The organism is Enhygromyxa salina (assembly GCF_000737335.2).
Classification (GTDB): domain Bacteria; phylum Myxococcota_A; class Polyangia; order Nannocystales; family Nannocystaceae; genus Plesiocystis; species Plesiocystis salina_C.
In genome coordinates, this window is record NZ_JMCC02000002.1 from 143,473 (window position 1) to 168,714 (window position 25,242).

18 protein-coding genes are annotated in these 25,242 nt (G+C 67.4%); 6 read left to right on the forward strand and 12 right to left on the reverse strand.

The window, feature by feature from the left end:
* The first annotated feature begins 70 nt into the window (after positions 1–70).
* Positions 71–1,372, forward strand: a complete 1,302-nt coding sequence (locus tag DB30_RS01375; RefSeq protein ID WP_052546124.1) for a hemolysin family protein — start codon at positions 71–73, stop codon at positions 1,370–1,372.
* On the opposite strand, the gene DB30_RS01380 is transcribed toward DB30_RS01375, so the two are convergent.
* Positions 1,362–2,822 (reverse strand): hypothetical protein, encoded by a 1,461-nt coding sequence (locus DB30_RS01380; RefSeq protein WP_052546125.1) that lies wholly within the window; start codon positions 2,820–2,822, stop codon positions 1,362–1,364. The two genes, DB30_RS01375 and DB30_RS01380, sit on opposite strands and share 11 nt — an antisense overlap.
* A gap of 188 nt (positions 2,823–3,010) precedes the next feature.
* Between DB30_RS01380 and DB30_RS01385 the strand changes: the two genes are divergently transcribed.
* Positions 3,011–3,496: a hypothetical protein gene (locus DB30_RS01385; RefSeq protein WP_052546126.1), complete on the forward strand. Its 486-nt coding sequence runs from the start codon at positions 3,011–3,013 to the stop codon at positions 3,494–3,496.
* 39 nt (positions 3,497–3,535) lie between these two features.
* Here the strand turns inward: DB30_RS01385 and DB30_RS01390 are convergent, their stop codons facing one another.
* The 5 genes from DB30_RS01390 to DB30_RS01410 all read right to left on the reverse strand — a co-directional run bounded on the left by DB30_RS01390 (position 3,536) and on the right by DB30_RS01410 (position 11,474).
* A complete protein-coding gene (locus DB30_RS01390; protein ID WP_052546127.1) occupies positions 3,536–4,297 on the reverse strand; it encodes a S8 family serine peptidase in 762 nt (253 codons plus the stop codon).
* Between the two features lie 117 nt (positions 4,298–4,414).
* On the reverse strand, positions 4,415–5,530 hold the full coding sequence (locus DB30_RS01395) for a hypothetical protein (RefSeq protein WP_052546128.1): 1,116 nt from the start codon (positions 5,528–5,530) through the stop codon (positions 4,415–4,417).
* 340 nt (positions 5,531–5,870) lie between these two features.
* Complete coding sequence (locus tag DB30_RS01400; protein ID WP_052546129.1) at positions 5,871–7,439, reverse strand: GMC family oxidoreductase N-terminal domain-containing protein; 1,569 nt, start codon at positions 7,437–7,439, stop codon at positions 5,871–5,873.
* Positions 7,439–10,894 (reverse strand): GMC oxidoreductase, encoded by a 3,456-nt coding sequence (locus DB30_RS01405; RefSeq protein WP_052546130.1) that lies wholly within the window; start codon positions 10,892–10,894, stop codon positions 7,439–7,441. The genes DB30_RS01400 and DB30_RS01405 overlap by 1 nt, the downstream gene beginning before the upstream one ends.
* A 322-nt stretch (positions 10,895–11,216) precedes the next feature.
* Positions 11,217–11,474, reverse strand: a complete 258-nt coding sequence (locus DB30_RS01410; protein WP_146657807.1) for a hypothetical protein — start codon at positions 11,472–11,474, stop codon at positions 11,217–11,219.
* 113 nt (positions 11,475–11,587) lie between these two features.
* Here DB30_RS01410 and DB30_RS01415 point away from each other — a divergent pair, with 113 nt between their 5' ends.
* A complete protein-coding gene (locus tag DB30_RS01415; protein WP_146657808.1) occupies positions 11,588–13,024 on the forward strand; it encodes a ferritin-like domain-containing protein in 1,437 nt (478 codons plus the stop codon).
* A 121-nt stretch (positions 13,025–13,145) separates the two neighbouring features.
* Here the strand turns inward: DB30_RS01415 and DB30_RS01420 are convergent, their stop codons facing one another.
* From DB30_RS01420 to DB30_RS01440, 5 genes are all read right to left on the reverse strand, one after another.
* A complete protein-coding gene (locus DB30_RS01420; protein WP_052546132.1) occupies positions 13,146–14,216 on the reverse strand; it encodes a cobalamin B12-binding domain-containing protein in 1,071 nt (356 codons plus the stop codon).
* The gene (locus DB30_RS01425; RefSeq protein WP_052546133.1) at positions 14,213–15,037 is read right to left on the reverse strand and encodes a response regulator; all 825 of its coding nucleotides are present in this window, start codon (positions 15,035–15,037) and stop codon (positions 14,213–14,215) included. Before DB30_RS01425 ends, DB30_RS01420 begins: the two co-directional genes overlap by 4 nt.
* Positions 14,971–16,608 carry an ATP-binding protein gene (locus tag DB30_RS01430; RefSeq protein WP_052546134.1) on the reverse strand — a complete coding sequence of 546 codons (1,638 nt, stop codon included), beginning with the start codon at positions 16,606–16,608 and terminating at the stop codon, positions 14,971–14,973. Before DB30_RS01430 ends, DB30_RS01425 begins: the two co-directional genes overlap by 67 nt.
* Before the next feature lie 181 nt (positions 16,609–16,789).
* Positions 16,790–17,356 carry an ATP-dependent Clp protease proteolytic subunit gene (locus DB30_RS01435; RefSeq protein WP_052546135.1) on the reverse strand — a complete coding sequence of 189 codons (567 nt, stop codon included), beginning with the start codon at positions 17,354–17,356 and terminating at the stop codon, positions 16,790–16,792.
* A 111-nt stretch (positions 17,357–17,467) separates the two neighbouring features.
* Positions 17,468–19,930 carry a GcvT family protein gene (locus tag DB30_RS01440; RefSeq protein WP_052546150.1) on the reverse strand — a complete coding sequence of 821 codons (2,463 nt, stop codon included), beginning with the start codon at positions 19,928–19,930 and terminating at the stop codon, positions 17,468–17,470.
* Positions 19,931–20,093: 163 nt separating this feature from the next.
* On the opposite strand from DB30_RS01440, the gene DB30_RS01445 reads away from it, so the two are divergent.
* Genes DB30_RS01445 through DB30_RS01455 form a run of 3 tightly spaced genes read left to right on the forward strand, consistent with a single transcriptional unit; the run spans position 20,094 to position 24,509 of the window.
* Complete coding sequence (locus DB30_RS01445; RefSeq protein WP_146657812.1) at positions 20,094–21,770, forward strand: DUF1592 domain-containing protein; 1,677 nt, start codon at positions 20,094–20,096, stop codon at positions 21,768–21,770.
* A 22-nt stretch (positions 21,771–21,792) separates the two neighbouring features.
* On the forward strand, positions 21,793–23,316 hold the full coding sequence (locus DB30_RS01450; protein ID WP_052546137.1) for a DUF1552 domain-containing protein: 1,524 nt from the start codon (positions 21,793–21,795) through the stop codon (positions 23,314–23,316).
* On the forward strand, positions 23,316–24,509 hold the full coding sequence (locus DB30_RS01455) for a WD40/YVTN/BNR-like repeat-containing protein (protein WP_052546138.1): 1,194 nt from the start codon (positions 23,316–23,318) through the stop codon (positions 24,507–24,509). Before DB30_RS01450 ends, DB30_RS01455 begins: the two co-directional genes overlap by 1 nt.
* Positions 24,510–24,564: 55 nt before the next feature.
* Here DB30_RS01455 and DB30_RS01460 read toward each other — a convergent pair whose 3' ends face one another.
* The gene (locus DB30_RS01460) at positions 24,565–25,242 is read right to left on the reverse strand and encodes a carbonic anhydrase family protein (RefSeq protein ID WP_052546139.1); all 678 of its coding nucleotides are present in this window, start codon (positions 25,240–25,242) and stop codon (positions 24,565–24,567) included.

Sequence of the window (25,242 nt, forward strand, 5' to 3'; positions counted from 1 at the left end):
TGCTTGCACGAGTCACAACTCGAGCTCGAGGTTGATTCTGCAGCCCGAATCGGCGAAATCCCGTGGTGAGATGCTCGCCAAGCTCATCTGGACCGCGATCTTCGTCTTCCTCAACGGCATCTTCGTGGCCGCCGAGTTCGCGCTGGTGAAGACTCGTCCTGCCCGCCTGCAGGCTCTGGCCGAGCAGGGCGACGCCCGCGCCAAGCGTCTGCTCGGCATGATCGAGGAGCTCGATCTCTACCTCTCCGCCTGTCAGCTGGGCATCACGATCGCAAGCCTCGTGCTTGGCTACCTGGCCGAGCCTGCGTTCGCGGCCCTCATCGAGCTGGGCGCGGCGTCCTTGGGCTTCGACACCCACGCCAGCACGACCCTGCACGTGGTGTCCTTCGGCTTGGCGCTGACGATCGTGACCCTGCTGCACATGGTCCTGGGCGAGCAGTGGCCGAAGATCTGGGCGATCCACACGGCAGAGCGGACCTCGCTGCGGCTGTCGTTGCCGCTCAAGATCTTCACGATGATCTTCAGGCCGCTGATCGTGGTGGTCAACGTCATGTCCAACGGCCTGCTGCGCCTGGTCGGCGTCGCGGGTGGGCACGGCGAGCACGACGCCGACGTCCTCGAGATCAAGGGCATCATCGGCGCCGCGGCGACGGCCGGGAACATCTCGGCCCGCCAGCGGATGTTCGCGGAAAACATCCTCGATCTGGTGGAGCTCGAGATCCGCCACGTGATGCTGCCGCGCACCCAAGTCGCGTTCCTCGATCGGTCCGCGACGACCGCGGACAACCTCGAGCGTGTGCGCTCGCTCGGCCACTCGCGCTGGCCGCTGTGCAACAAGGACCTCGACGAGGTCGTGGGCATCGTGCTCGCCCGCGACCTGCTCGACATCGTGCTCGGGGGCGGCGAGGTCCAGTTCGACAAGATCGCCCGGAGCCCGATGTTCGTGCCGGACACCCAGCCGCTGTCGCGCTTCATCGTGGAGTCGCAGCAGACGGGCCACCAAGGCGCGATCGTCCAGGATGAGCACGGCACCATGGTCGGCATGGTGTTCCTAGAGGACGCCCTCGAGGAGATCGTGGGGCCGCTCCACGATGAGCGCGACGAGATCCAGGCGCCGTTCGAGATACGTGGCGACGGCGTCATCGAGATGGACGGTGGGCTCGACCTGCCAGCAGCGAGCAAGCTGCTCGGCATCGAGCTCGACGACACCCACGACACGGTTGGCGGCTACATCATCGGCGCGCTCGGCCGGCTGCCACGCAAGGGCGACGCGCTCGTCGTCGGGGCTTACGACGCCGAGGTCGTGCGTGTTGGTCGACGTCGAAGCATCGCGCGGATCTGCTTCACGCCCCGCGAGCACGCTAAGGGCTAGTCTTCGTGTTGGCCTGATAGCGGCCCCGCAGCTGCGCTGACGACAATGGTGGCTGCTTCAGCTCGGCGAGCTGCTCGCTCAGCACCAGCAGGTATCCGGCGTCTCGTGGGTTGTACAGCGCGAGCGCGACCGTCTCGCTCTCGTCGAGGAACAGCGGTGGCGGCTGCTTGGGGCCCACGAAGTGCGACCACACCAGCTCGGAGTCGCGGATGCAAAAGTGGTAGGTCCGCGCGCCGGTGTCATCGCCATTGATGATCTGACGATCGACGCTGACCAGGTCGAGCAGCGCCTCGCGAGGATCGTTGAACACCGCCGCCGCTTGCTCGGGTCGGCGATCACGGCGGGCCGAGACGCCCATGGCGATCCCGCCAGCGAGCAAGGCCAGGGTCCCGATGATCAGCAGCGCCCACGACCCACTGCGCTGCTCGTGGATCCAGGACACCGCGAATTGATCGGGCGCGTCGGGGAGGTAGCGAACGACCGGCGGGACCGAGTCGTCGACACCGGTGATCAGGCTCATGGCCGATGCCGCTTCCCGATGCACACGCCCGGTCGTGTCGACGAAGGTCACGTCGAGGTTGGTGCGGACGAGGATCAACACGCTGCGATGGGTCTCGCCGCTGGCGGTCGCGTCGGGGGCCAGCACGCCCTGCGACCAGATCTGCTCACGCTCGTAGATGGTCTTGCTGCCGAACACCCCGGTGGCCAGCGCCGCGACGAGCGTCACGATCGCAAACCCAGCCTGAAGCGTGCGGACCCGGCGAAGCCTGGCTGCGAGGCTAGGCGAGAGCGCGATCTCTTCAGTGATGAGCCGGCCTGGGATCCCCGGCCGGTACGGATCCGCCGCGTCGTGCTCGTCGTCCACGGCGGGCGCGGGCCCGGGCGCGGGGGCGAGGTCTCGGTTGAGCGCGGCGATCAGCCGTCGGCGGGTGGACACGGCGAGGTTGAGCCCGAACAGGCCGATCGCTCCGAAGAACAGCGCGGCTGGGATCATCCAGTAGCCGATGCTGTGAGGCTCTACGATCGCGATCGTGGCGCCCTGAAGCTCCGGCCCGTCGAGCCCAAAGTCCGCGCGTAGATCCGCCGACATCGCCTTCGCGGTCGCCCGGTATTCTGCGGAGCCCCGCGAGGCCTCGGTGCAGTCGCTGCTGTGCTCGAACGCCACGAAGATCAGGCCCTCGGACGCAGCCGCAAACGCGGGCGCCAACAACCGCTCGCCGTCGAACGCGGCGAGCTCACAGTCGAGCGCGAAGCCGTGCACGTCAACGAGCTGACCGCGGTACTCGTTGAGCTCGAGCGGGTCTTGGGCAAGCGATGCTGGCGAGAGCGCGGGGGCTGTGGCCCTCGCGTCTCGCACGTCACCGACGAACATGTAGGCGAAGAACAGCGCGAACAGCAGACAGAGCCCACCCCAAACCAGGCCCCCGCCCCACTCGCGCAGACCTGGCATGTACGGATTGTAAGCGCTCGGCACGGCGCGAGTGTACCCAAGTCGTGGGCGTGGTGGAGCAATGGATGGTCTTGGGTACCCGAGGGCGCGCTACATTGAGAGCCCAACAGATCAGCGACGTCCTCAGTGTGGATGCATCGTCCTTGGTCCGCCTCCCGTCCGGGCCAGCCAGCTGTTATGTCTGTGGCATGGATCCCATCCTCATCGGTGGCATCGCTGTCTTCGTCGTCATGGCCGTCGTCCTCGGGGTCGCATGGGGCGGCTCGACGCTGTCCAAGCTGGCCCTCGCCAGCGACGAGCGGGTGTTGTTCGAGCTCGAGGGGATCACCGTGTCTCAGCACTCGGCTGGCGGGGTGACCAACTTCATTCGCTGCGTCGTTCGTGTGACCGACCGTCGCATCATCGTGGCCCAGAAGGCGCTGTTGGCCAAAGACCCGGCCCTGCGCTTCGTGATCACTCACGCCGGCGTAGCTGGCGACGCCGAGCTCGGCACCACGCTGAAGACGGGCTACATCAGCTGTACGGTCGCGCCGAGCGAGATCCAGACCAAGCTGAACAAGGCTGGTCAGCACATCTGGATTCCGCTGCGCGGGGGGGCGATCGTGGGTGAGCAGAGTCTGCGGTTTCTGGTCCCGGATCTCGAGCCCTGGCGCGCGGCGGGGATCCTGGCCTGATCGAGGCCGCCCATGGCGAGGAGCGCGGCGCTACGAGATTCAATGGATCTCGAAGCTGCTCGCGAGCGCCGGTCGAGCCATGGCCTCGGCGAGCAATCGCGCGACCATGAGCGAGTGCCCACGTCCTGACCGGGTCGCGTCGCGCAAGTCGGCGTCGGCCAGCAAGATCCGCGCGGCGACCCCCGACGCGCGCGCGGCCGCGACCGAGGTCGACGCCCGGCTCACTACGCGACCACCGGGGGCGGGGCCTTCGATGTCTGCGCCAGCGAATCGCACATCCATTCCAGCGCAGTCGCTGGTCGCCACCACACCCGGCCCGGCCGCCAGGCCGACACCGAGCACGCTTGGCAGCCGCGCGGGCAGCAGCGCGCAGGTTCGAAACACCCGTGGGTCATCGCCGTCAAGGCGCTCGCGGCACAGTTGGTTGCCGACCGGCGCGATGACCAACGCCGTCTCGGCGCAGGTGTGAACGGCGAGCTCGAGCGCCGCCGTTGAGCACGGGGCACCGAGCCCAATCGAGATCAGCAGGGCACCTTCCTCACGCGCCCAACTCAACGCTTCGACGACATGGTCGGGCGCAGCAGTATCGTTGGCCCCGACGACCCGCGCGACGAGCAATCGCACGGGCTGACCCGCGAGCCGCGTGACTTGGCCGCAGTGGAAGGTGCCGTGGCCGCCCAGATCCTGCAGATCGTCCTCGCCCGTGAAGTCTCGACGCACGACCGACGCCGCGAGGTCGTGAGCCATGAACCATGGGTGCGCGAGGTCAACCCCGCTGTCGATGATCGCAACGGTGATCACGGTGATGCTACGGGACAGGGACAGGGACAGGGACAGGGGCGGGGGCGGGGTCGGGGGCGGCGCTCGGGGATCGGCGCGACCGACCCCCGAGCACGCAACCAGCTCGGCGACGCGAGCTCAGTTGAACAGCTCCCAATAGGTGTAGGTCCGGTAGCTGCCGCCGCTGCCGTTCCAGACCAACGCGTTGGTTGACGAGCGGGTGCGGCCGCCAAAGGTCGCGCGCGGACCCGCGTGGGTGAAGGTGAAGGTCTTGCTGCCAATCAGGTCATCCTCCCACAGTGTGGTGATCCAGCCGATCAGGTTGTCGACGACCCAACCGACGACCCAGCCCGCGACGGCGCCAACGAGCGCGCCGAGGGGCCCGCCCACGGCAGCGCCGACACCCGCGGCGATCCCCGCGAGGTACTCTTTGACGCGGCTCTTTGCCTTGTTGTAGAGCTCGCCAATCCACGCCGGGAAGTCGCCCCAATCGCGCTCGACCATCGCCAGGGTGACGCGATAGACCTTCGGCCAATTGTCCCCACCCTCGAGCACGCTGAACGAGTGGACGTTCTTGTCGGGGTTGAAGTTCCTGTACTCGCCGGTGTCAAAGTCGTGGCTGACCGCGAACGCGCTGATCTTCTTGACGTCGCCGGTCTCGTCAACGCTGGTCCCGCCCATGTCGATCTCGTCGCTGCCCAGCCAGTCGGTGCCGGTCTCGTCGATGCAGTAGACCTTGTCGAGCATGAACTTGATGTTGCGGTACAGATAGTCCTGCTGCTGAAGATCGGTGGCCTTGACGGGCGAGAGCGGGACCGAGGGGTGGAACGCGATCCGGCCCTGCTGCTCGCTGATCTTCAGCAGGCGCCCGACGTCGGCGCGCATCTCGACCGGGGGGCGGACCTTGGCGAGCACGTTCCGGTCCGCCAGGTTGATGTCCGCAAAGCGTCCAAGCTCGCGGGCGCGGATCAGCTTGTTGCCATAGTCCCGCTCGAGCTGGTGGGCGGCGCGACCGCGAATGTCGCTTGGCACCACATCCAGGCGCTTGCGGATGACCTGTTCCCAGGAGTTGGGATCGTCCGGCAGGCTCATTCCCAGCCCAACTCGAAAGGTCGCAGCCTTGATCTCGCTGAGCATGTCATTGGCGATCTTTAGCAATGACTTGTCGCTGAGCTCGACGCCGACCGTGTCAAAGCTATCGGCGGGAGCGAGCGAGGGGAGTTTGGTGATTTGAGGTAGTTTGGTGATTGGCATCTGAGTTGTCACGCCGCGCGTGAAAATGTGCGATCGGCGGGTGAACAAACTATTCGCGGAGGTGCCGCGCCGTCAACAATGTAACGCCACGCTGGCTCGTTCTGTTATGATAGTTTTTGCACACACCTTTGGGGTGGCACTATAGTTGGATCCGCGCCCAAGCGGCCGAAAAGCACAACTCCTTGGTCAGCTCGAATACGCGAAGATCTAGATATCATTCTGCGGTCGGGGACCAAACCCACCGGCTGACGTGGGCATGCACCGGCCGCGCAGGCCGACCCGCGGGCGAGCCGACCTGCGACAGCGTCAGGTGTGTTGAAGGATCACACCTCCCTCGATCTCAGGCGTAGCTCGCGACGACCCGCTCTGCGATCCACTCTGCGACCGCGCTGATCGTCATGGCCGGGTGGCTGCCGATCGCGGTGGGGATGACCGAGCCGTCAGCGACGTAGAGCCCCGCGTGTCCGTGCACTTGTCCGTCGATCCCGACCACGCCCTCGTCTGCGGAGTTCGAGAGCGCGCAGCCGCCCAAGTTGTGGACTGTCAGGATCCGCCCAAACAGATCCCAGGTCGCCAAGTTGCCGTAGGTGCCGCCGTACTGGTTGGCCAGCCGCTGCATCTCGCGCTGCTGGGCCGCCACGAGTGCGCGGTTTTCTTGCTCGTAGGCCCACACGACATCGAGCTTGCCGCGGCGCAGCACGACCCGGCCGCCGCCGTTGTCTTGCCCGATCGCAAACACCGTCGTGAACCGCGACGCTGGCCCGGCGCCCTTGCCGGGTCGGCGCAGCGGCTTGTTCAGCAAGCCGGTCTTCATGGCCAAGGGCAGCAGCTGCGGCAGCTTGCGATACAGCCGCTCCGAGACCAGGCGCATGAACGAGTTGGGCGGGGGCTGCCCGAGCGAGGCGAGCACCTGCATGACTGGCTCGTTGAAGGTTGGCGTGGCGATTGCGAAGCCCGGGTCTTGGTCAAAGCACCACATCACCGAGGTCACGTCGGGCCCGACCCACGGCTCGAGGCTTGTCGCGGCGTTTTGGATGTTGCCCAGAAAGTCGCCGTTGCCGGAGTAGCCGTAGCCAAGCCGCGCAGACAGCTTGGGCAGGGTCTTGGTCACGTCGCGGCTGCGCAGCAGGATCTCGTTGGAGCCCAGGGTCCCGGCCGCGACGATCACCCGCGCCCCGGTGACCACGCTGCGATCGCCGGTGCGGGTGTCCTCGTAGTGGACATCCCAGCCGCCGCCGGGGTGCGGCGCGATGTGACTGACGTTGGCGTGGGTCGCCAGCTCGGCGCCCAGGTCCTGGGCCTTGGCGAGGTAGGTGAAGTCGAGGGTGTTCTTGGCCCCGTGGGGACACCCAAATTCGCACTCGGCACACAGCTGACAGGTCTTGCGACCCTTGCCTGCGCCAAACACCTGGTTCCAGCTGACGGCCTGGGGCGTGTCGAATTGTTCGCGGCCCATCGCGTCTGCAGCTTTGACGAAGGCGTCGCGCTTGGGCAGGCGCAGCTGCGTGGGCACCGGCTCGACCCCCAGCGCCTCGCTGACCTTGTCGTAGTAGCTGCCCAGCGTGTCCAGGTTGAACGCCTTGGGCCAGCGGGGATCCTTGAAGATCCGCGCCTGTGGCCGGTAGTGAATGCTGGCGTAGATCAGCGAGCCACCGCCAAGGCCCGCGGCGGTGATCGAGGCCACGCCAGACATGAAGCGCAGCTCGTACAGCCCTTGCGAGGCGCGCTTGTCTGGGTAGCGCCACAGCAGCGCGTTGGTGTCTTGCACGTCGCGCGGGAACTGTTTGGGCGGGTAGCGTCGGCCACGCTCGAGCACCAGCACGGAGCGTCCAGCCTCGGCCAGACGCAGCGCGTTGATCGATCCGCCAAAGCCCGAGCCAATGATCACGGCGTCATGGTGTTTGGACATTAGAGGTTGGCCTCGAGGTGCGCGAGAATGCTCGGGTAGACCTCGGTCACCGCGCGCTCGCCAAAGATGCAGTCAATGTGGCCAAAGTCGGGGATCACCACGTGCGAATAGAGGTCGGGGTTGTTGTGCTCGCGCAGCCACGCCACGGTCTTCTTGGTCCCGGTTGGCAAGTAACACGCGTTCTCGGCCCCATGAATGATGCGAAGCGGGATCGCTAGATTCTCGGGGTGCTCGAAGTATACGTCGCGGCCCTCGGCGTCGACGATGCGCCGGGCCCGAACCATGCTGGCGAGCTGCTCGAAGGCCGACACGCTGGCCACGCCAAACAGCTCGTGCAGGGTCTCGTGGGTCGCAACATTGAGCTGGTCGTGCTCGTAGAGCAGCGAGTACATGAAGGTGATCCGGTGGCAGGTGGCGCTCGCGCACCGCTCCTCGGCTTGCAGCGGGTACAGCTCGAGGGCCTTGTCGTAGAGCTTCTCGAACCACCGGGCGTCGGAGTCGGTGTACGCGGTCAGCGACTGCACACCGAGCGCGTCGAGGGCCTTGGGCAGATGCAGCCCCGACTTGAGGCGGACCAGGCCGGCGGCCTCGATGTGGGCCGCCGTCTGCGAGGCCACGGCCGCGCGCACACCCGTGAGCGCGCCGCTGAGCATGGACATGAAGAACACCGTCGAGCCGAAGCAGTGCACGACCATCTGCACGCTTGGGGCCCCGGTCACGCGCTGAACCTTGGCGACGGCCTGTGGAAAGTCGATCTGCGCCATCACGTCGGCGCTGGCCTGCTGCGCCGACGCGGCCAGCTCGATGCTGGCGCGGTAGTCGAGCAGCCACACGTCGTAGCCGTGGGCGTACAGATATTCGACGAGGTTGGTGTCGATCGTGTCGACCGTGAAGATCCGGCTGGAGACCCCCAGCCCGTGGGCCAGGATCACCGGGCCTTTGCCGCCGCCGCGATAGCGGGTCAGGCACAGCTGGACCTCGTCGCTGGTGAAGAAATAGTGGACCTCGGGCGGGCCCGTACGCAGCGGCCTTCGCTCTCGCGGTGGCGCGGTTGGATCGAACACGCTTGGCCGCGCGAACACGTCGGCGTAGGTGTCAAACAGCTTGCCGGCGAAGAACCGACCAAACCGGGTCTTGGCCCGCAGGCGCTCGATGGCGTCCTTGGTGCCGGTGACCTCCATGGTTGTCAGCTGCTTGGCAAAATCCGCGGCCTCGATGCGAAGCAGCCCGCGAGACAGCTGGGGTTGCGCGTGGGTCTGGCCGTCGGCGTTGGGGAGCTCGGTCAGATCCACCAGCAGCGTGGTCGTGTCGCCCCACAGATCCGGCCCGCGATCGTCGTGCACATACTTGACCCCACGAAATGCCCAGCGGCGGCCGTCGTTGGCGGTCAGCTGCATTGTGTAGATCATGTTGGTGGTGTCCAGGTGATCTGGATCGCTCGAGAGCAGCGCGAACTGACCCTCCGACACTTGCAAGGGTCGCGGCGAGAGCCACGGGGCCTCGACCACGCCGTCGAGGATCATGCGCTTGCCTGGGTCGCGCAGCGTCGCGTCGAGGTCCTCGGTCAGCAGCGTGAGCACGAACGCGAAGTTGTTGGCGGCGCGCTTGCCCTGATCGTGGGCTGCGTGGTGCGTGGTGTCGGGGCTGGCGGGCGCCAGGAAGCCGGCCATGCGCTCGGTGAACGAGATCCCGATCCCGGCCGGCGGCGCTGGCTGGCGCGGTGGCACCGGGCGGTGATGAAGGTCGTAGTTGATCTGCCAGCCGTGCGCTTCGGCGAGCAGCGCGACGCTGCGCTCGGCCACGGCGCAGATCGTCAGCAGCGGGTTCACGCCCAGGGCTGTGGGGATCACCGCGCCATCGGCAACGTACAGGTTGGGGTGAACCTCTGCGCCCGTCGGGCCGCGAAACACTTGGCCTTTGTGGTTGGTCACGCCCACGCTGGCGTCGTCGCCCATCGAGCAGCCGCCCAGCGGATGCACGGTGATCAGCGAGGACTGCAGGTGGTTGCTCCACAGCGGGTTGGGCACGTAGGTGCCGCCCAGAGCCGCCGTGGCTGCGAACATGCGCTTGTTGAGCGCAGCGATGATCGGCTCGCGCTCGGCCTGCGGCCAGTCGATCCGCAGCCGCTCGCGCTCGTCGAGGCGCAGGCGGCCGTCGCTGCTGTCGACCGCCATGCCCAGGTAGGTCTGCGTGTTGGCGATGGCTCCGTAGCGCGCGCCCCCAGGGAGCCGGCTACGTAGCTCTCGCTGGGCCTCGGAGATCGAGTCGATCGCGCCGGGATCCGTGTCCTGGCCAAACACAGCGGCGGCATAGCTGAACGCGGCGGGATAGATCGCATCGATCGCGCCGGGCAGCACCGCCTCTTCGATCACGAATTGTTGGTCGAGCGGTCGCGGGGGGATGCGGCCGTCGATCGCAGCGGTGATGGTGGGTCCAATGGGGCGCTCGGGGTCGACCGCGCGCCGGCCAGCGCCGACGGCGTTGATCCGCACGTCGTTGTTGTAGCCAAACCCGATCACATCGGCGTTGCCGCTAAAGCCGTGGCCCAGCCGCGAAGAGGTGGGGAGCCCCGCGGCACGCGAGCGCAGCAGGATCCGCGTCGAGCCCAAGGTGCCGGCCGCGAGCACCACGATCTGCGCGAGCACGACCCGCTCACCGTCGCGCTGGAACGCCTCGGTGCCGCGCCCGAGCGGCGTGTAGTGGACCGCCCACAGCCCGTCTTTGCGGGCCTCCACGCGCGAGACCTCGACCTCGCAAAACAGCTCCGCGCCGTGGTTCCACGCGTCGGGGAGGTAGGTCGTTGCGACCGTGTTCTTGGCGCCGTGGTTGCAGCCGGTCACGCAGTCACCACACAGGGCGCACTTGGATTGCTCTACACCGAAGGGATTGGTGTGATCACGGAACGAGACGGCGATCGGGACCCGAGTCAGCTTCTCGCCCATCTGCTTGGCCGAGCGCGCGTGGGCCTCGAGCTTGGGCAGGGTTGGCCAGTCAGTGGGGTAGGGGCTGGGCGCCAGCATCTCGCGGGTGCGCGCGTAGCCTTGGCGCAGGCGCGCGTGGTGGTCCTCGCCGATCTCCGCCGGCCACGCGGGCAGCTCGAACACCTTGGGATCGGCCTCGAGCGCGACGTTGGCGTTGATCAGCGAGGTCCCCCCAAGCCCGCAGCCGGTCAGCACATTGAACTCTGGCTCGACGTGCCAATCGAACAGCGCGAGCTTGGAGCCGAGCCGGCCCTTGGGGAGGGTGGGGCCCGACACTTGCGTGGCTTTTGCGGCCTCGAGCTCGGTGTTGGGGAACTCGCCTTGCAGGTACTCGCGGCCGCGCTCGAGCACGCAGACCTGCTGGCCAGCGCGCGCGAGCCGGGACGCCGCGATGCCACCGCCGTAGCCGCTGCCGACGACGACGACGGTGTACTGCTGTTTGAGTTCGCTTAGCTTGGACGCGAGCCTCGCCATGAGGGCGCCAGGATACTCGTTATCTATTACCCCCACAGAGACCTTGGACTTCGCCGACTGCGTCTGCTTTGGACCCCCACATCGACCGTAGACTTCGCCGACTGCAGCCGCTGACGCGTCTGGTCGCTTCGCTCCTCGGGGGCGTTTGTTCGCTATCGCATGTGTGGCCCCCTTGTATGATGCAGGTGGGAGGGGGCTCGGGGTGCTATGGGCGGGTTGCCTGGGGAACCCCACGGAGACCTCGACTTCGCCGACTGCCGCCGGTGGCGCGGCTTGGCGCTTCGGTCGGGGGGCTGTTCGCGTGGGCATGTGTGGCCGCCGGTCACGCGTTCCGGGGTGGGTCATCGTTGTCGAGGGGGGCGCTTGGCTCGAGTGGGAGTGGGTCGCTGGCCTCTTGTTGGGCTGCGTCGGCTCGCGCTTCGTCGCCGTCGCCGGTTGGGCCGCCGTCCCCCGGGTCCCCATCGCCGTCGCCAGTCTCCGAGTTGCCGTTCCGTCGCTGTCGCCCGGGGCATCGAAGGCCGTGTCCGGGACCGGCCAGGCACGACGCGACCAACCAAGTCTTTGTATTTAGGTAGGTCATGGACACAGTGTTGGCGACCCGGGCGACAGCCGACAGGAAAGCTCTGGCTTGCTCGAGCCCCAGGCCGGACGGGGAAGGTGCTCGTCGGTCGCGGGACGTGATAGAACCGAAGCATGAAACGCCTAGACTGGTTGCGAGTGTCCCTGTTGGCCGGCTTGACGGGGTGTGCCGTCGACGTGGAAGACGGCGGCGCTGAAGGCCAGACAACCACGAGCATGGGGTCCGGGCAGCCCACCGATACCGACGGTGGCTCCGAGAGCAGCGACACCGGGCCCGTGTGCGAGGGCGGCTGCGAGGGCGCCGTCGAGATCGCCGAGGGCATCGTGGAGTGCAGCGACGGCCGCATTAACCGGGTCGGCGGCGGCACCTTCGACCCGGCCATCAACGCGCCGGGCTGCGCCGGGACCGAGGACACGCTGCACTGCACGAGCGACGCGGACTGCTCGGGTGAGTACACCAAGTGCATCAGCGCCACGGAATTCTTTGAGGGCTTCGAGGCCACCTACTGCGGCTGCGTCTCGGCGTGCGCGACGGACAGTGACTGCACCGATGGCCGCGTGTGCGTGCCGCCAGGCGTACTCGATGGCCAACCCGACTGGCCAACCTGCATGGCAGTGGGCTGCGCGACCAACAGCGACTGCGGCGAGTGTGGCGAGTGTGGGCTTGGGGCGTTCGACGACGGCTGCGGCTGGGTCCAGACAATTCAGTGCCGCACGGCCAACGACGTCTGCAACACCAGCGACGACTGTGACCCTGGTGCGGACTGCTTTCCGCACTACGACGAGAGCTGGACGTGCGAGTACTCTGGCTGCGCGATCGGGCGACCGCTGCTCGTCGAAGCCCAGGCATGCACGGCCGCCCCGTGCCAACGAAGTGACTGGGCCGCGCCCGCGCCGGGGTTTGCCGGGCTCGCCAAGGATCCGCAGCTCGCCGCTCACTGGGCGGAGATCGCCGCGCTCGAGCACGCTTCGGTCGCCAGCTTCGCCCGCTTCGGCAGCCAGCTGCTGGCCCTGGGGGCGCCCGCCCGGCTGCTGCTCGCGTGCAAGCGCGCGGCGCTCGACGAGATCGAGCACGCGCGCCTCGCCTACGGCCTGGCCTCGGCCTACGGCGGCGCGTGGATCGGGCCGGGGCACTTGGATCTGCACGGTCTGGTGGTCGAGGCCGACTGGCGCGAGGTCGTGCGCGGGCTGATCGTGGAAGCCTGCGTCGGCGAGACGCTTGGCGTGGCCGAGGCGATGGCCGCCGCCGAAGGTGCCAGCGAAGGGGCCGTCCGGCAGGTGCTCGAGCGCATCGTCGCCGACGAGCTGCGCCACGCCCAGCTGGCGTGGCAGAGCCTCGAGTGGTTGCTGACCCAAGCTTCGGATGATGATCGAAGCTGGGCGCTCGCGCTGCTCGAGCGCACGATCGCGGCGATCAACTTCAACGGCGGCACGAACGAGGGCTTCGACCGCCCCGCCGAAGGCGTGCTCGGTGGCCTTCGGCGTGCGCAGGTGCATCGTGAGACCAGCGCCCGCGTGCTCGCCCCGCTCGCGCAGGCGCTGGCTTCGTAGCGCGGATGAACGAGGCTCTACTCGAGATGGTGATCGCCTGCGCCGCGGGATCCCGCTCGCGCCGGCTGTTCGGTCTCACGGCGCGGCACTCGATCTCGAGTTAGGGGTACGCATGAACGGCTCAGCTCGCCTGGCCCAATGATCGGGCCATGTGGACCGCACTGCGGACGTCGGGCGCGAAGCCGTCACTCTCGAGCTCATCGACGAGCGAGGGCGCCGAACGAAACGCGGCGCCGCCGAGCACGAGCTTTGGCCTGGGGTCGAGCGCTGCGATCTGCTGCACGAGGTCCACCACACTCGGCAGGTTGAAGCTCATCGTGCAGGAGATGCCGACGAGATCAGCCGGCTTCTCTTCGAAGATCTCGATGATGCCCGCGTGCGGCATGTTGGTGCCGAGGAAGCGCACGCTCCAGCCGTCGGCCTCGAGCGCGTCGGCGATCATGTTCGCGCCGACTTGGTGCAGCTCGCCGACGACGCCGGTCAGCAGGGCAGTCCCGCGCTTGGCGTCGTTGGGCGGCATCTCGGCGTAGACCTCGGCGAGCACGCGCTGCACGGTCGCCGTCGCCATGTGCTCTTGGGCGACCGCGATCGCGTTGGACTCCCACAGCCGCCCGACCTCGTAGAGCGCCTCTTGGATCACGTCCGAGTACAGGTCGAGCATCCCGATTCCGGCGCGCACGGCTTCGAGCGCGATCGTACAGGCCGCCCGCCGCTGGCCCGCGAGGATCGCCTGCACGAAGGTGCTGCGCGTGCTCGCCAGCGCGATATCGGGTGCGGCCCCCGTCGGCGTCGCGCTGTCCACTTCACACGCGCGGATCGCCGCAGCCACGATGTACGCGAGCATTCCACGTTCGTCTTGGTCCCAGAGTCGGCGGGCGAGCGCGCGCTCGATCTGTTCGAAATTTTCCATGACGAAGGCAGCCGCGATCCCCCGGGCGCCGAGCATGCGGACCGTCCAGCGTGCATAATCTTCGAATGGACCGGCGGCGCCCGCTTCAATCGCGCCAGCGAGGAAGTCAATGTGGAAGCCGGCGTCGTCGACCCCGCGCATGCGCCCGCGCTCGCCGTAGCGCACGAGCCAGTCAGGGTGAAGGCGGAAGAACTCATCCGTGACCTCTTCGCTGACGCTTCGCTTGTGGGTCAGCAGCCGCGCGGCGAGGGCGGCGCGCGCGTGGAGTGATGCAGTGTTCATGTGTGGCCGTGCTCGTCGGGATCCAGACCCGCCAGCGCAAACTGTTCTCTGGCGCAGGCCGGGCAGTACCCGTGGCTGAGAAAGGTCGAGTGCTCGTGCATGAAGTCTAGAAGATCGGTCCATACGCCCGAACCAGCGTTGACCTTGCGGCAGGTCATGCAGATCGGGAGCACGGGTCCGCTCTTTCGCACCTGCCAGAACGACGCGAATTGATGGAGCACCGCCCGCAGCAGCGCATTTTCTTGCGCGATCGGATCTTCAATCTCGAGCCAGGTTTGGGCCTGGGCCGGGGTCTGGGTCTGGCACCGCGCGAGCTCCGAAGGCGACGCGTTGACGAGCTCGCGCACGAGTTGCCGTCGCGCGACGGCCTGCTCGTGGTGCATGGTCGTCTCGGCGACCAACGCGAGCAGCTCGGCGGGATCCCATGGCTTTGTCACGTACCGGTACATGTGGCCTTCGTTGACACCGCGGATCACCGCCTCCACGTCGGAGTAGCCGGTGAACAGGACCCGGACGGTCTCGGGCCGAATCTGCGCGGCGCGGGCGAGCAGTTCGACACCCGAGACCCGAGGCATGCGCTGATCCGTGAGTAGAAGCGCGATGTCCTCGGCGGCCAACACCTGGATCGCTTCTTCAGCCTCGGTGGTCGCCAGCACGCAATAGTCGCGGCGAAGCAGCTCCATGATGCTCTCGAGCACGTAGAGCTCGTCGTCGACGACGAGCACCTTGGCGCGCTCGGGCTTGCCGCCGTAGATCACGAGCGCGCTCCCCCAACTGCCGGCGAACTCGTCGGCGAGCTCGCGGGGAAACTGGGGATCCACACGCGAACCTGAGTGCCGCGACCTGGTGTGCTCTGAATCTGGATCTCACCCCCGTGCGACGCGATGACCTGGTGGGTGATGGTGAGCCCCAGACCGGTCCCGGCGCCGGCCGGCTTGGTGGTGAAGAACGGGTCAAAGACCTTGCCAAGGTGCTCTGGCGTGATGCCTGATCCGCGATCCTCGACGAGCACGACGTGCGAGCCGCCGTCCATGTGCGCCGAGATCACGACCGGCTGTGCTGGCGCGCTGGCCTGGATCGCGTTGATGACGATGTTGCTGATCGCCTGGTTCAGCGCGCCAGCGTGGCACACCAGCGGCGGCATTGGCTCGAAGCGCGACTCGAGCGTGACGTCCCGCTCGCGCGCGAGCGGGCCCAGGATCCGGAGCGTCGCCGCGATCGACTCGTCGAGGGCGATGGGCTTGTACGCGGCCTCGTCGAGGCGCGAGAAGGTCCGCAGATCGAGCACCAACTTCGTCACGCGGTCGAGACCTTCGAGGTTGGCCGCGAACTTGCGTGGGACGGCCTCCGCGAGGTGCTCGAGTTCGCAGGGGGCGGCGACCTCGACGAGCCGCGCGTGGGCGGCCGACGAGGTGTTGGCCAGCTCTGGAAGCAGCTCCTCGAGCGCGCGCGCGAGCGCGAGCAGCTCCTCGAAGTCGCGGGCGAGTGTCACCTCGTTGTTGAGCACGAACGCGATGGGGTTGTTGATCTCGTGCGCGATCCCGGCGGTCATCTGGCCGAGCGAAGCCATCTTCTCGCGGTGGACGAGCGTGGCTTGGGCGGCGCGTAGCTCAGCGAGCGCGAGCTCGAGCTGACGCCCCCTGCGAGCGCTCTCGCGTGTCATGACGGCGAGCTCGTTGTTGATGGACGAGAGCGCGTCTTGCAGCATGTCGGTCTTGCGGACGATGCGCTCGCCGAGCAGCACAAAGCCGTCCGGCCGCAGATCGACTTGGCACTCGAGCGAGCGCGGGACCTCGTCCGCGTCGAGCAGGTTGAGGACGAAGCGATCGCCAGGGTGGCGCGGGCTCAGCCCGACCCGGCGCCGCAGCTCGGTCGCGTCGGCGGCGGGGAGGCGGTCCCACAGCGTGGTGCCAACCAGCGCCTCCGCGCTCGCGCCCAAGTATCGCGCAGCGGCTGGGTTGACGGCTCGGATCACGCCGCTGGCCGCGGCGGCGAGTAGGACGACCGCGTCGGCCTGGCCCAGAAAGGTTGCGACGAAGGGCGCCGCGTCGGCGACCAGGGCATCGAGCGACTCGACCGTGTCCACACACGCCTGGGTCTCGATCCGGTTCATCACGACCAGCTGGGTCTGCGCCGGATCGAGCTCGATGTCTTGCGGCATCTCGCGGTTCGAGCGGAGGTGAGCCTCAGTGCTGTGCCAGGCCCGACACGAGGACGCGTCGGTCCAGCGTGTGATCAGGTAAAAGAGCGCCGGGTCGGGGATCGTTGTGAAGGCCTCGAGACCGAGGAGACCCGAGGCGGCGTCGACGAGCCTGGGCCGGTGCGTGAACGCCTTGGCGACGGCTGTGTATTTGTCGTTTGCAACCCGAAACCGAGAGAGGGCGACGATCATGACGCGTCCTCTGTACAGGGATCGCCGTGGGTCTGGTCCGTGTTGGGTTGCGACCCCACAAATACTGATCCTAGGGTGGAAACATCACCGCGCAAGCGTCGACTCTGCGCAGAAACACTCGCGTTGCGAGCGGTGAAAACCGGCGAGGGCGGCGGCGGGGTGGTCTCAAACCGAGCGACGGTCAGGAGCTCCGGTGCCGAATGATCCGATCCACAATTCCAAGCGCGAGCGCGCCAGCTGCATCGACCCGACCTGCCGATTCCAGGGTCTGCAAGCTGCGGCCAGTGTGCCTGCGACTGCACGCGTCGAGCGTCTCATGCAAGCGAGCAACCTCGGCCGTGGCGATGTCCGTGTCTGGCGTGAATCCGGTCAGCGCCGTCCACCACATGCTCGCCTCCGAGATCGCCGCGCGTTGTCCCGGCTCGCCCGCCGCGAGCAACAGGACCGCCATCCCAGCGGCCTTTCCGACGCAGGTGGTATGCACAGGCGGCGCCACGTCGAGCATCGTGTCGTAGATGCCGAGCGCGGAAGTCACGACCCCGCCCGGCGAATTCACGTACACGCAGATCGGCGCCGTGGCGTCTTGGTGGGCCAAGAACAAGAGCTGCGCGATGGTCAGCGTCGCGGTCTTGTCGTCGATCTTCCCGGCGACCAGGACGATGCGGTCTGCAAGCAGCTTATCGAAGCTCGTCCGACTCTCCGGTGATACAGAGTCGGCGTCCACCTCGAACGGATGGCCTGCGGCCACGGGCCGCGCTCTGCGGCGAAACCAGCGGGGCACTGGCAGACAGTACACGAGCCCAGGACGGCTTGCACGGGGCCTTGTTGGACTGTTGGTGCGACCGCGACCGCGACCGAGTCAGCTCTTCACGCGCAGGTTCCGAGGATCATAGAGCGGCGCCAACGAGGCGCGCGCCGGGTACCGCTGATCCGCGATCTCGACCTCCCACTTGCCCGCGTCTAGCCAGGCCTGATCGAGCGCCACCCCTTCACTCGCCTCGATCATCGCCAACCCAACCGCCCCGCCGAGCGTGTGCCCGTACGACGCCGCGCGGATGTACCCGATCTCGACGCCATCGCGCAGCACCAGCTCTGCGTGAAACATCAGCGGCTCGGGATCCGTGACGAGGATCTGGACCAGCTGCTTGCGCAGCGGCCCGGCTTGCTTCTGCGCGCGCACGGCCTCGCAGCCAATGAACCCGCCCGGCTTGTTGACCCGAACCGCGAACCCAAGCCCCGCCTCGAGCACCGTGTCGGTGTTGTCGATGTCGTGGCCATAGTCGCGGTAGGCCTTCTCCATTCGCAAGCTCGCCAGCGCCTTGAGCCCCGCGTGGCGCAGCCCAAGCGGCTCACCGGCGGCGACGATCCGATCATACACGTGCAGCGCCTGCTCGGTTGGAATGTACAGCTCGTAGCCAAGCTCGCCCAAATAGGTGATCCGCACGCAGATCACCCGCGCGAACCCAATGTCCAGCTCGGCGACGCTGCGAAACCCAAACGCCTCATTGGAGAGATCAAAGCTCGTCACCGCCTGCATCAATTCGCGCGAGCGGGGCCCTTGGACATTGAGCTGCGCATAGCCAGACGTCACGTCGGTCACGAACGCGTGAGCGTCTGCCGGAAACTGCCGCTGCATCCACGTTTGCACGTGACGGTGGGCGGTGTCCGAAGCCACGACCATGAAGCGCTCGTCGTCCAGCTTGCTCACGGTCAGATCCGCCTCGAGCTTGCCGTCTTCGTTGAGCCACTGGGTATAGGTGATCCGCCCGGCCTTGCCGTTGACCTTGTTGGCGCTGAGCCGCTCGAGCGCCTGGCCTGCGTCGCGGCCCTGGACCAGGAATTTCGCCATGAACGACATGTCCATCAGGATCACGCCCTCGCGCGCGGCCTGGTGCTCGGCTGCCCAATTGCCAAACCAGCTCGGTCGCCCCCACGACAGCGGCCCGGGATCCGGCTGCTGGCCGGCGCCCGCGTACCAGTCGGCGCCCTCCCAGCCCGAGACGTCACGAAAGTAGGCCCCCTGCGCGACCAGGCGATCATAAAATGCCGAGGTCTTGGCCCCGCGGGCGGTCTGCATCGAGCGCGTGGGGTAGTGACATTGATAGACCATGCCCAGCGACTCGACCGTGCGGGTCGCCCGATACTCGGGGTTGGCCTGGTAGCCGTGCAGCCGGTCAATGTTCATGTACGTCACGTCGACGTCGGGCCGCCCGGTCAAGATCCAGTGGGCCAGCACGCGGCCAAGCCCGCCGCCGGTCAAGATCCCGATGGAGTTGAGCCCGGCCGCGACGAAGTAGTTCTTCAGCTCCGGCGCCTCGCCGACGATCGGGGCGAGGTCGGGGGTGAAGCTCTCGGGCCCACAAAAGAACAGCTTGACGCCAGTATCCAAGGACACGGGCACCCGGCTCATGGCCTTCTCCAGGTACGGGCTCATGCGATCCCAGTCGGGCGCCAAGGTCCCAAACGAGAAGTCCTCGGGCACGCCGTTGACCTTCCAGGGCGCACACACAGGCTCGAACAGCCCGATCATCAGGCCGCCGCCCTCTTCGCGGAAGTACCCGTAGGAGCCGGGATCCTCGAGCACAGGCCAGGTTGAAGACAGCTCGGGGATCGGCTCGGTGATCAGATAGTAGTGCTCCGCCGATTGCAGCGGCACGTTCACGCCCGAGCGCGCCGCCAGCTGCCGGGCCCACATGCCCGCGCAGTTGACCACGACCTCGGCTTCGATGTGGCCGTGATCGGTGTCGACGCCCGTGACGACCCCGCGCGTTTGGGTCACGCCGGTCACGGCGACGCCCTCGATCACCTTCGCGCCCTGCATGCGCGCGCCCTTGGCCAGCGCCATCGTCACGTCGACCGGGTTCACGCGCCCGTCACCTTCGACGTAGAAGCCCGCCAGGATGTCCTTGGTGTCGGCGAGCGGGAACCGCTCTTTGACCTCGGCGGGCGAGATTTCGTGCACGTCTACGCCGCAGTGCCGGTTGAAGGCCGAGACCCGCCGGTACTCCTCGAGCCGATCACGATCACCCGCGACCTCGATGAAGCCGATCGGCGCGAACCCGGTGCCCTGGCCGGTCTCGGCCTCGAGCCGCGCGTACAGGTCACGGGTGTACAGGCGCATCTGCGTCGAGGTCTCGGAGGTCGAGCCAAAGCAGACCATGAGGCCAGCCGCGTGCCAGGTCGTGCCCGAGGTCAGGCGATCGCGCTCGAGCAGCACCACGTCCCGCTCGCCCATGTGCGCGAGGTGGTAGGCGACAGAGGTGCCGATCACACCGCCGCCAATAATGACGACGCGGGCTCGCGAGGGGAGCTGAGGGGCCATCGCGGGCATGTAACACGGCGAACGAGGGTCGTCATGGGAGCTCGGCCGCGCGCGCTGTACCTGGGTGCCACGGGCCCCAAACCTGCATCCTCTGTTCTTGCGGTAATCGGCCAAACGCAAGATCTCGCGCCATTGCCGGCGCTGTCGCACTACCATCTGACACATGAAGCCACGAGCTGGTTTGCATGTGTACGGGGTCGCCGTGGCGTGTTGTCTGAGCCTCGCCGCGATCGGGTGCGGGGGTGACGACGTCGTCGCCGACACCGGGGCAGAAGGTGACACGGATGGCGACGGTGACGGCGACGCGACCGACTCGGGCGATGGTGACGGCGAGATCCCCGACGCGGGGATGAAGCTCCCGGCTCGGCGCCTGAGTCACTTCGAGTACCAGAACACGCTGCGCGATCTGTTTCCACAGATCGAGGTGCCGGTGTTCGAGATGACCGCCGATCCCAGCTCCGAGGGGTTCGACAACGACGGCGAGGCGCTGGTGCCCTCGGGTCTGTTGATCGAGCAGTACGACAACAACGCGCGGGAGCTCGCCAAGCTCGCAGCCCAAGACCTGCCCGGGCTACTTGGCTGCGATCCCGCGGAGGGCGAGAGCTGTGCGCAGCTGTTCGTTGACGCGTTTGGCCGCCGCGCGTTTCGGCGCCCGCTGACGGCGGCCGAGCGCGCCGACTTCATGGCGTTCTTCCTCGAGTCGCCCGGCAACGCCGACATGCGCGTGGGCGCCGAGCTGACGATTCAGCTGTTTTTGCAGAGCCCACAATTTTTGTACCGGCTCGAGCTCCCGGCCGAGGGTGAAGAGCCGCCCGCCGAGGGTGAGCTCGCGCCGCTCGGTGGGTACGAGGTGGCCTCGCGTATGTCTTACTTCTTGTGGAGCTCGATGCCGGACGAGACGCTGTTGGCCGCCGCCGACGACGGAGCGCTCTCGACCCCCGCGCAGCTCGAGGCCCAAGCCCGCCGGATGCTCGCCGATGATCGGGCCAAGGACGCGTTCTTGCACTTTCACGAGCAGTGGTTCGACCTTGGCCGGATCGACACGGTGTCCAAGCTGCCCGAGCACAACTTTGACGACCAGCTGCGGACCTCGGCCAAGCAAGAGGCGCTGCGCTTCGTCGAGCACGTGATCTTTGACGAAGACGGCACGCTCGGTGATCTGCTGACCTCCAATCGGACCTTCGTCGATGATCGGCTGGCCCCGATCTACGGGGTCGCGTCGCCCGAGCCCGGGGTCTGGGCCGAGGTCGAGCTCGACCCCACCCAGCGCGCCGGGTTCATGACCCAGGTCGCGTTCTTGGCCGGCCACGGTCACCCGCTCAACCCCTCGCCCGTGCTGCGCGGGGTCTACAGCCTCAAAGACGTGCTGTGTTGGCCGCTTGGGGCCCCGCCGCCGGTCGCCGAGGCGATGATGATCCCCGAGGCGCCCGACGGGCAGACCAACCGCGAGGCCTACGAGGCCCTGACCGCCGCCGACGAGTGTCAGTTCTGCCACGAGGTCATCAACCCGGTCGGGTTCGCGTTCGAGCACTACGACACGCTTGGCGCCTGGCGTGACCAGGACAACGGCAACCCGGTTGACGCCTCGGGCCAGTTTCAAGACGCGATGTTCACTGGCGCGCCCGAGATGATGAGCCAGCTCGCGCAGCGCCCGGACGTGCACCGCTGCGTGTCCAAGAAGTGGCTGCGCTTCGCCTACGGGGGCGGGCGCGTGCTGCTGACGCCCGACATTCTGGCGCAGACCGAGGCCAGCTTCGCCGACGCCGACTTTTCTATCACCGAGTTGATGGTCGCAATCGTCACCCACCCCCGCTTTCGCACCTACGCGGCCCCCAACTGAGCGCCGAGCCAAGGAGCCAACCATGAAGACCACCCACGACACCCGCTCCCGCCGCCGCCGCGCGGCCGCTCAGTCTCCCAAGTCCCCCGCGCTTCGGCGTCGACAGTTCCTGCAGGCCGCAGGGGTTGGCGGCGCGTCGCTGTTCTTGCCCAGCATCTCGCGCAACAGCCACGCCGGCCCCAACGACGGTCCGCCGTGCCGCCTGGTCGTGTTCTTTCACGAGCACGGGGTCTACTACGACAGCTGGAAGATGCGGCTGCCCAATTCGCCCGCGTCGGATCTGCTCGACTTCGAGTTTGAGCTTGGCGGGCTCACCCAGGCCGAGTTCAGCCCGATCTTGGCGCCGCTGCATGGGCATCGCGACAAGATGATCGTGCTCGACGGGCTCGCGTACCTCACCGCGATGTCGGATCCCTACGGCGACGGCCACGCCAAGGGCTGGATGACGGCGATGACCGGCAACTACGCGCGCGAGACCTACGACGAGGTCAAGAGCCACGCGCTCACGCCCTCGTTCGACCAGGTGATCAAGCAGATCGTCCGCGACAAGGATCCCACGCTGACGGATCTGGCGTCGCTGGAGTACGGCATCCGACCGTGGGACGGCACCTTCCACCAGATGCACTACGGGCTCGACCCGCAGGGCAGCGCGGTCAAGGTCCCGCACGTTGTCGATCCCGCGGCGGCGTTTGCCACCTTGTTCCCGGACACGCAGGGTGACCCCGTCGCCGCGGCGCGGACCGACGTGCTGGCCCGCGCCGCGGCCCAGTACGAGCAGCTGATGCCGCGGCTGTCGAGCGAGGATCAGAGCAAGCTCGAGCAGCACCGCTCGCTGATCTCGGATCTCCAGAACCGCGTCGAGGCCCTCGAGAACCTGGTCTGCACCGAGCCGATCTTGCCGCCGTGGGACGGCGGCTGGGAGTGGACGCCCGAGATGTACAGCTACCGGCTGCCGGCGATGCTAGACCTCGCGAGCGCGGCGCTCTCGTGTCGGGTCAGCCAGATCGTCAGCTTCCAGACGGACGTGCCGCCGATCGAGATGCTTGGTGGCGTTGGCGACTATCACCACGACTTCGCGCACCAGTCGGCGCCCGGAGCAAGTCAGGACAAGGTCGACGTGGTCACGGCCCAAGGGGCGGCCCACGCAGGTCAGGTCGCGCTGATGGCCGACAAGCTCGCCGCGATCCCCGAGGACGGGGGCACGGTGATGGACAACACGATCATCTTGTGGATTAGCGAGATCGCAACGGGCGGCCACACCCACGACCAAGTGCCGGTGGTCATGCTCGCCGGCAAGAACACGCCCTTCGCGACCGGTCGGTATCTACGCTTTGGCCAGACCACGCCGCGCCCGATCCCGCAGGGCCAAGCCTGGTACCCCGAGGGGCTCGTGGGGCAGCCCTACAACCCCCTGTTGGTCTCGGTGATTCAGGCCATGGGGGGCGAGCAGAACCACTTTGGTCGCAAGAGCATCACGGGCACCTTTCCTGGCGGCGACACCGTCGAGATCGGTCTGACCGGCACCATGGCCAGGCTGTACGGCTGATGCGGGCGCACCACAGCGGTGGCCCAAAAGTGAGGATCGGGGCGAGGACCGCGGCGAACATCGCGGCGGGGCTGCTCGCGCTTGGCGTGGTCGGTTGCGGCGGGGACGACGGCGCGGCCGAGCTTGGCGACGAGAGCGAGACCGCCGGCGAGAGCGGCGACACCCAGTCCGAGGGCAGCGAGGATCCAAGCGGCGACGGCGACGGCGACGGCGACGGCGACAACACCAGCGATCCCGACAGCGGCGAGACCGGCGACCCGGGACCGCAAGGGGTGTTCGTGGCGGTTGGCGACGGCGGCCGGCGGGCCAGCTCGAACGACGCGCTGACTTGGGCCGAGATCGTCGGCAGCGGCGTGGTCGATACCCAAGCGGAAGAGGGCGAAGAGGACATCCTGCGGGCCGTCGCGGTGGGAGACGGGGTCGTGATCGCGGTTGGCGGTGGCGGCAGCGACTGGAACGGCAACGCGATGATCATGCGCAGCGTCGACGGTGAGACCTGGGACGAAGACCTCGTCGCGGGTCTCGACGGCCTCGATGATCGCAAGCTCGACGCGGTTGGCTTCGCCGACGGGGTGTTCATCGCCGCGGGCCACCAGAGCCACGTGCTTCGCAGCGACGACGGCGGCCTGAGCTGGACCCGCGTCTACGGCGAGCACCACAGCGACACGACGGTGTTTGGCGTCGCGGGCCACGCTGGCACCTTCGTGCTCGTGGGCAGCCACAAGGACTCGTACGACGCCCCCAAGGTCGCGTACGTGCAGCGCAGCACCGACGACGGCCTGAGCTTCGGGGCCCCGGTCTACTCGGGCGACGACGGCGACTTCTTGAACTCGGTCGCCACCAACGGCGAGGTGTTCGTCGCCGTGGGTCCAAACCAGTGCCTGCGCAGCGGCGACGGCAGCAGCTGGGAGTCATGTGGGGTCGGCGGCAGCAGCTACGGCGCGGTCAGCTTCACGCGCGATCGCTTCGTGGTCACCTACCTCGACGGCGTCAGCACCAGCGACGATGGCCAGAGCTGGTCTGCCCACGTCGAGTCGCCGACCGGGGTCCCGGCCGAGATCGTGTTTGGCAACGGCGTGTACGCGGGGCTGCGCTACTACGACCGCGGCACCTCGGAGGTGCTGGGGGAGTGGGCCTACGTCAACCACGGCGGCTTCCCGCTGCGGGACCTCGCGTTCTTGCCGGTCGAGTAGCGCGCGGGAGCAAGCGGCGTGCCTGCCCCGCGCGGTTGGATCCGGCTTCGGCGCTCTAGCCCTGGGGGAATTCGATGAACACGTGCCGGACTTCGCCGCACATATACGTGTCCTCGAAGAATTCCACGCTGCCGTCCTCGACGGAGTAGCGCGCGCCGATGATCCCGATCTCGCCGGACTCGATCATGGATCGCAGCACGACGCTGTTCTCGATCACGGCCTCGACGGAGCGGCGGACTTGCAGATCCGTCACGTTGCGCAGGAACGTGGGGTTGCTCGACGTGCGGTTCTCGGTGGTCTGCCGCTCGTGATAGACGGCCGGCTGAATCTTGTTGAGCAGCGTTGACAGGTGGCCCAGCTGGACGTCGTCGCACGCGCCCTTGATCGCGCCGCACGCCGTGTGGCCAAGGATCACGACCAACTTCGAGCCCGCGTAGCGGCACGCGAACTCCATCGAGCCGAGCACGTCGTCATTGACGACGTTCCCGGCGAGGCGAACGCTGAACACGTCGCCAAGTCCCTGGTCGAAGATCAGCTCGGTCGAGGTGCGGCTGTCGATGCAGCTCAAGATCACCGCGAACGGGAACTGGCCGTCGCTGGTCTGGTTGACCTGCTCGAGCAAATTGCGATGCGCGCGGAGGTTTTCGGTGAACCGCTGGTTGCCCTCGCGCAAGAACGCGAGCGCTTTGGCGGGGGTGACGGTGGCTTGGGTTTCTTTGGTGTGTGTTCGCAT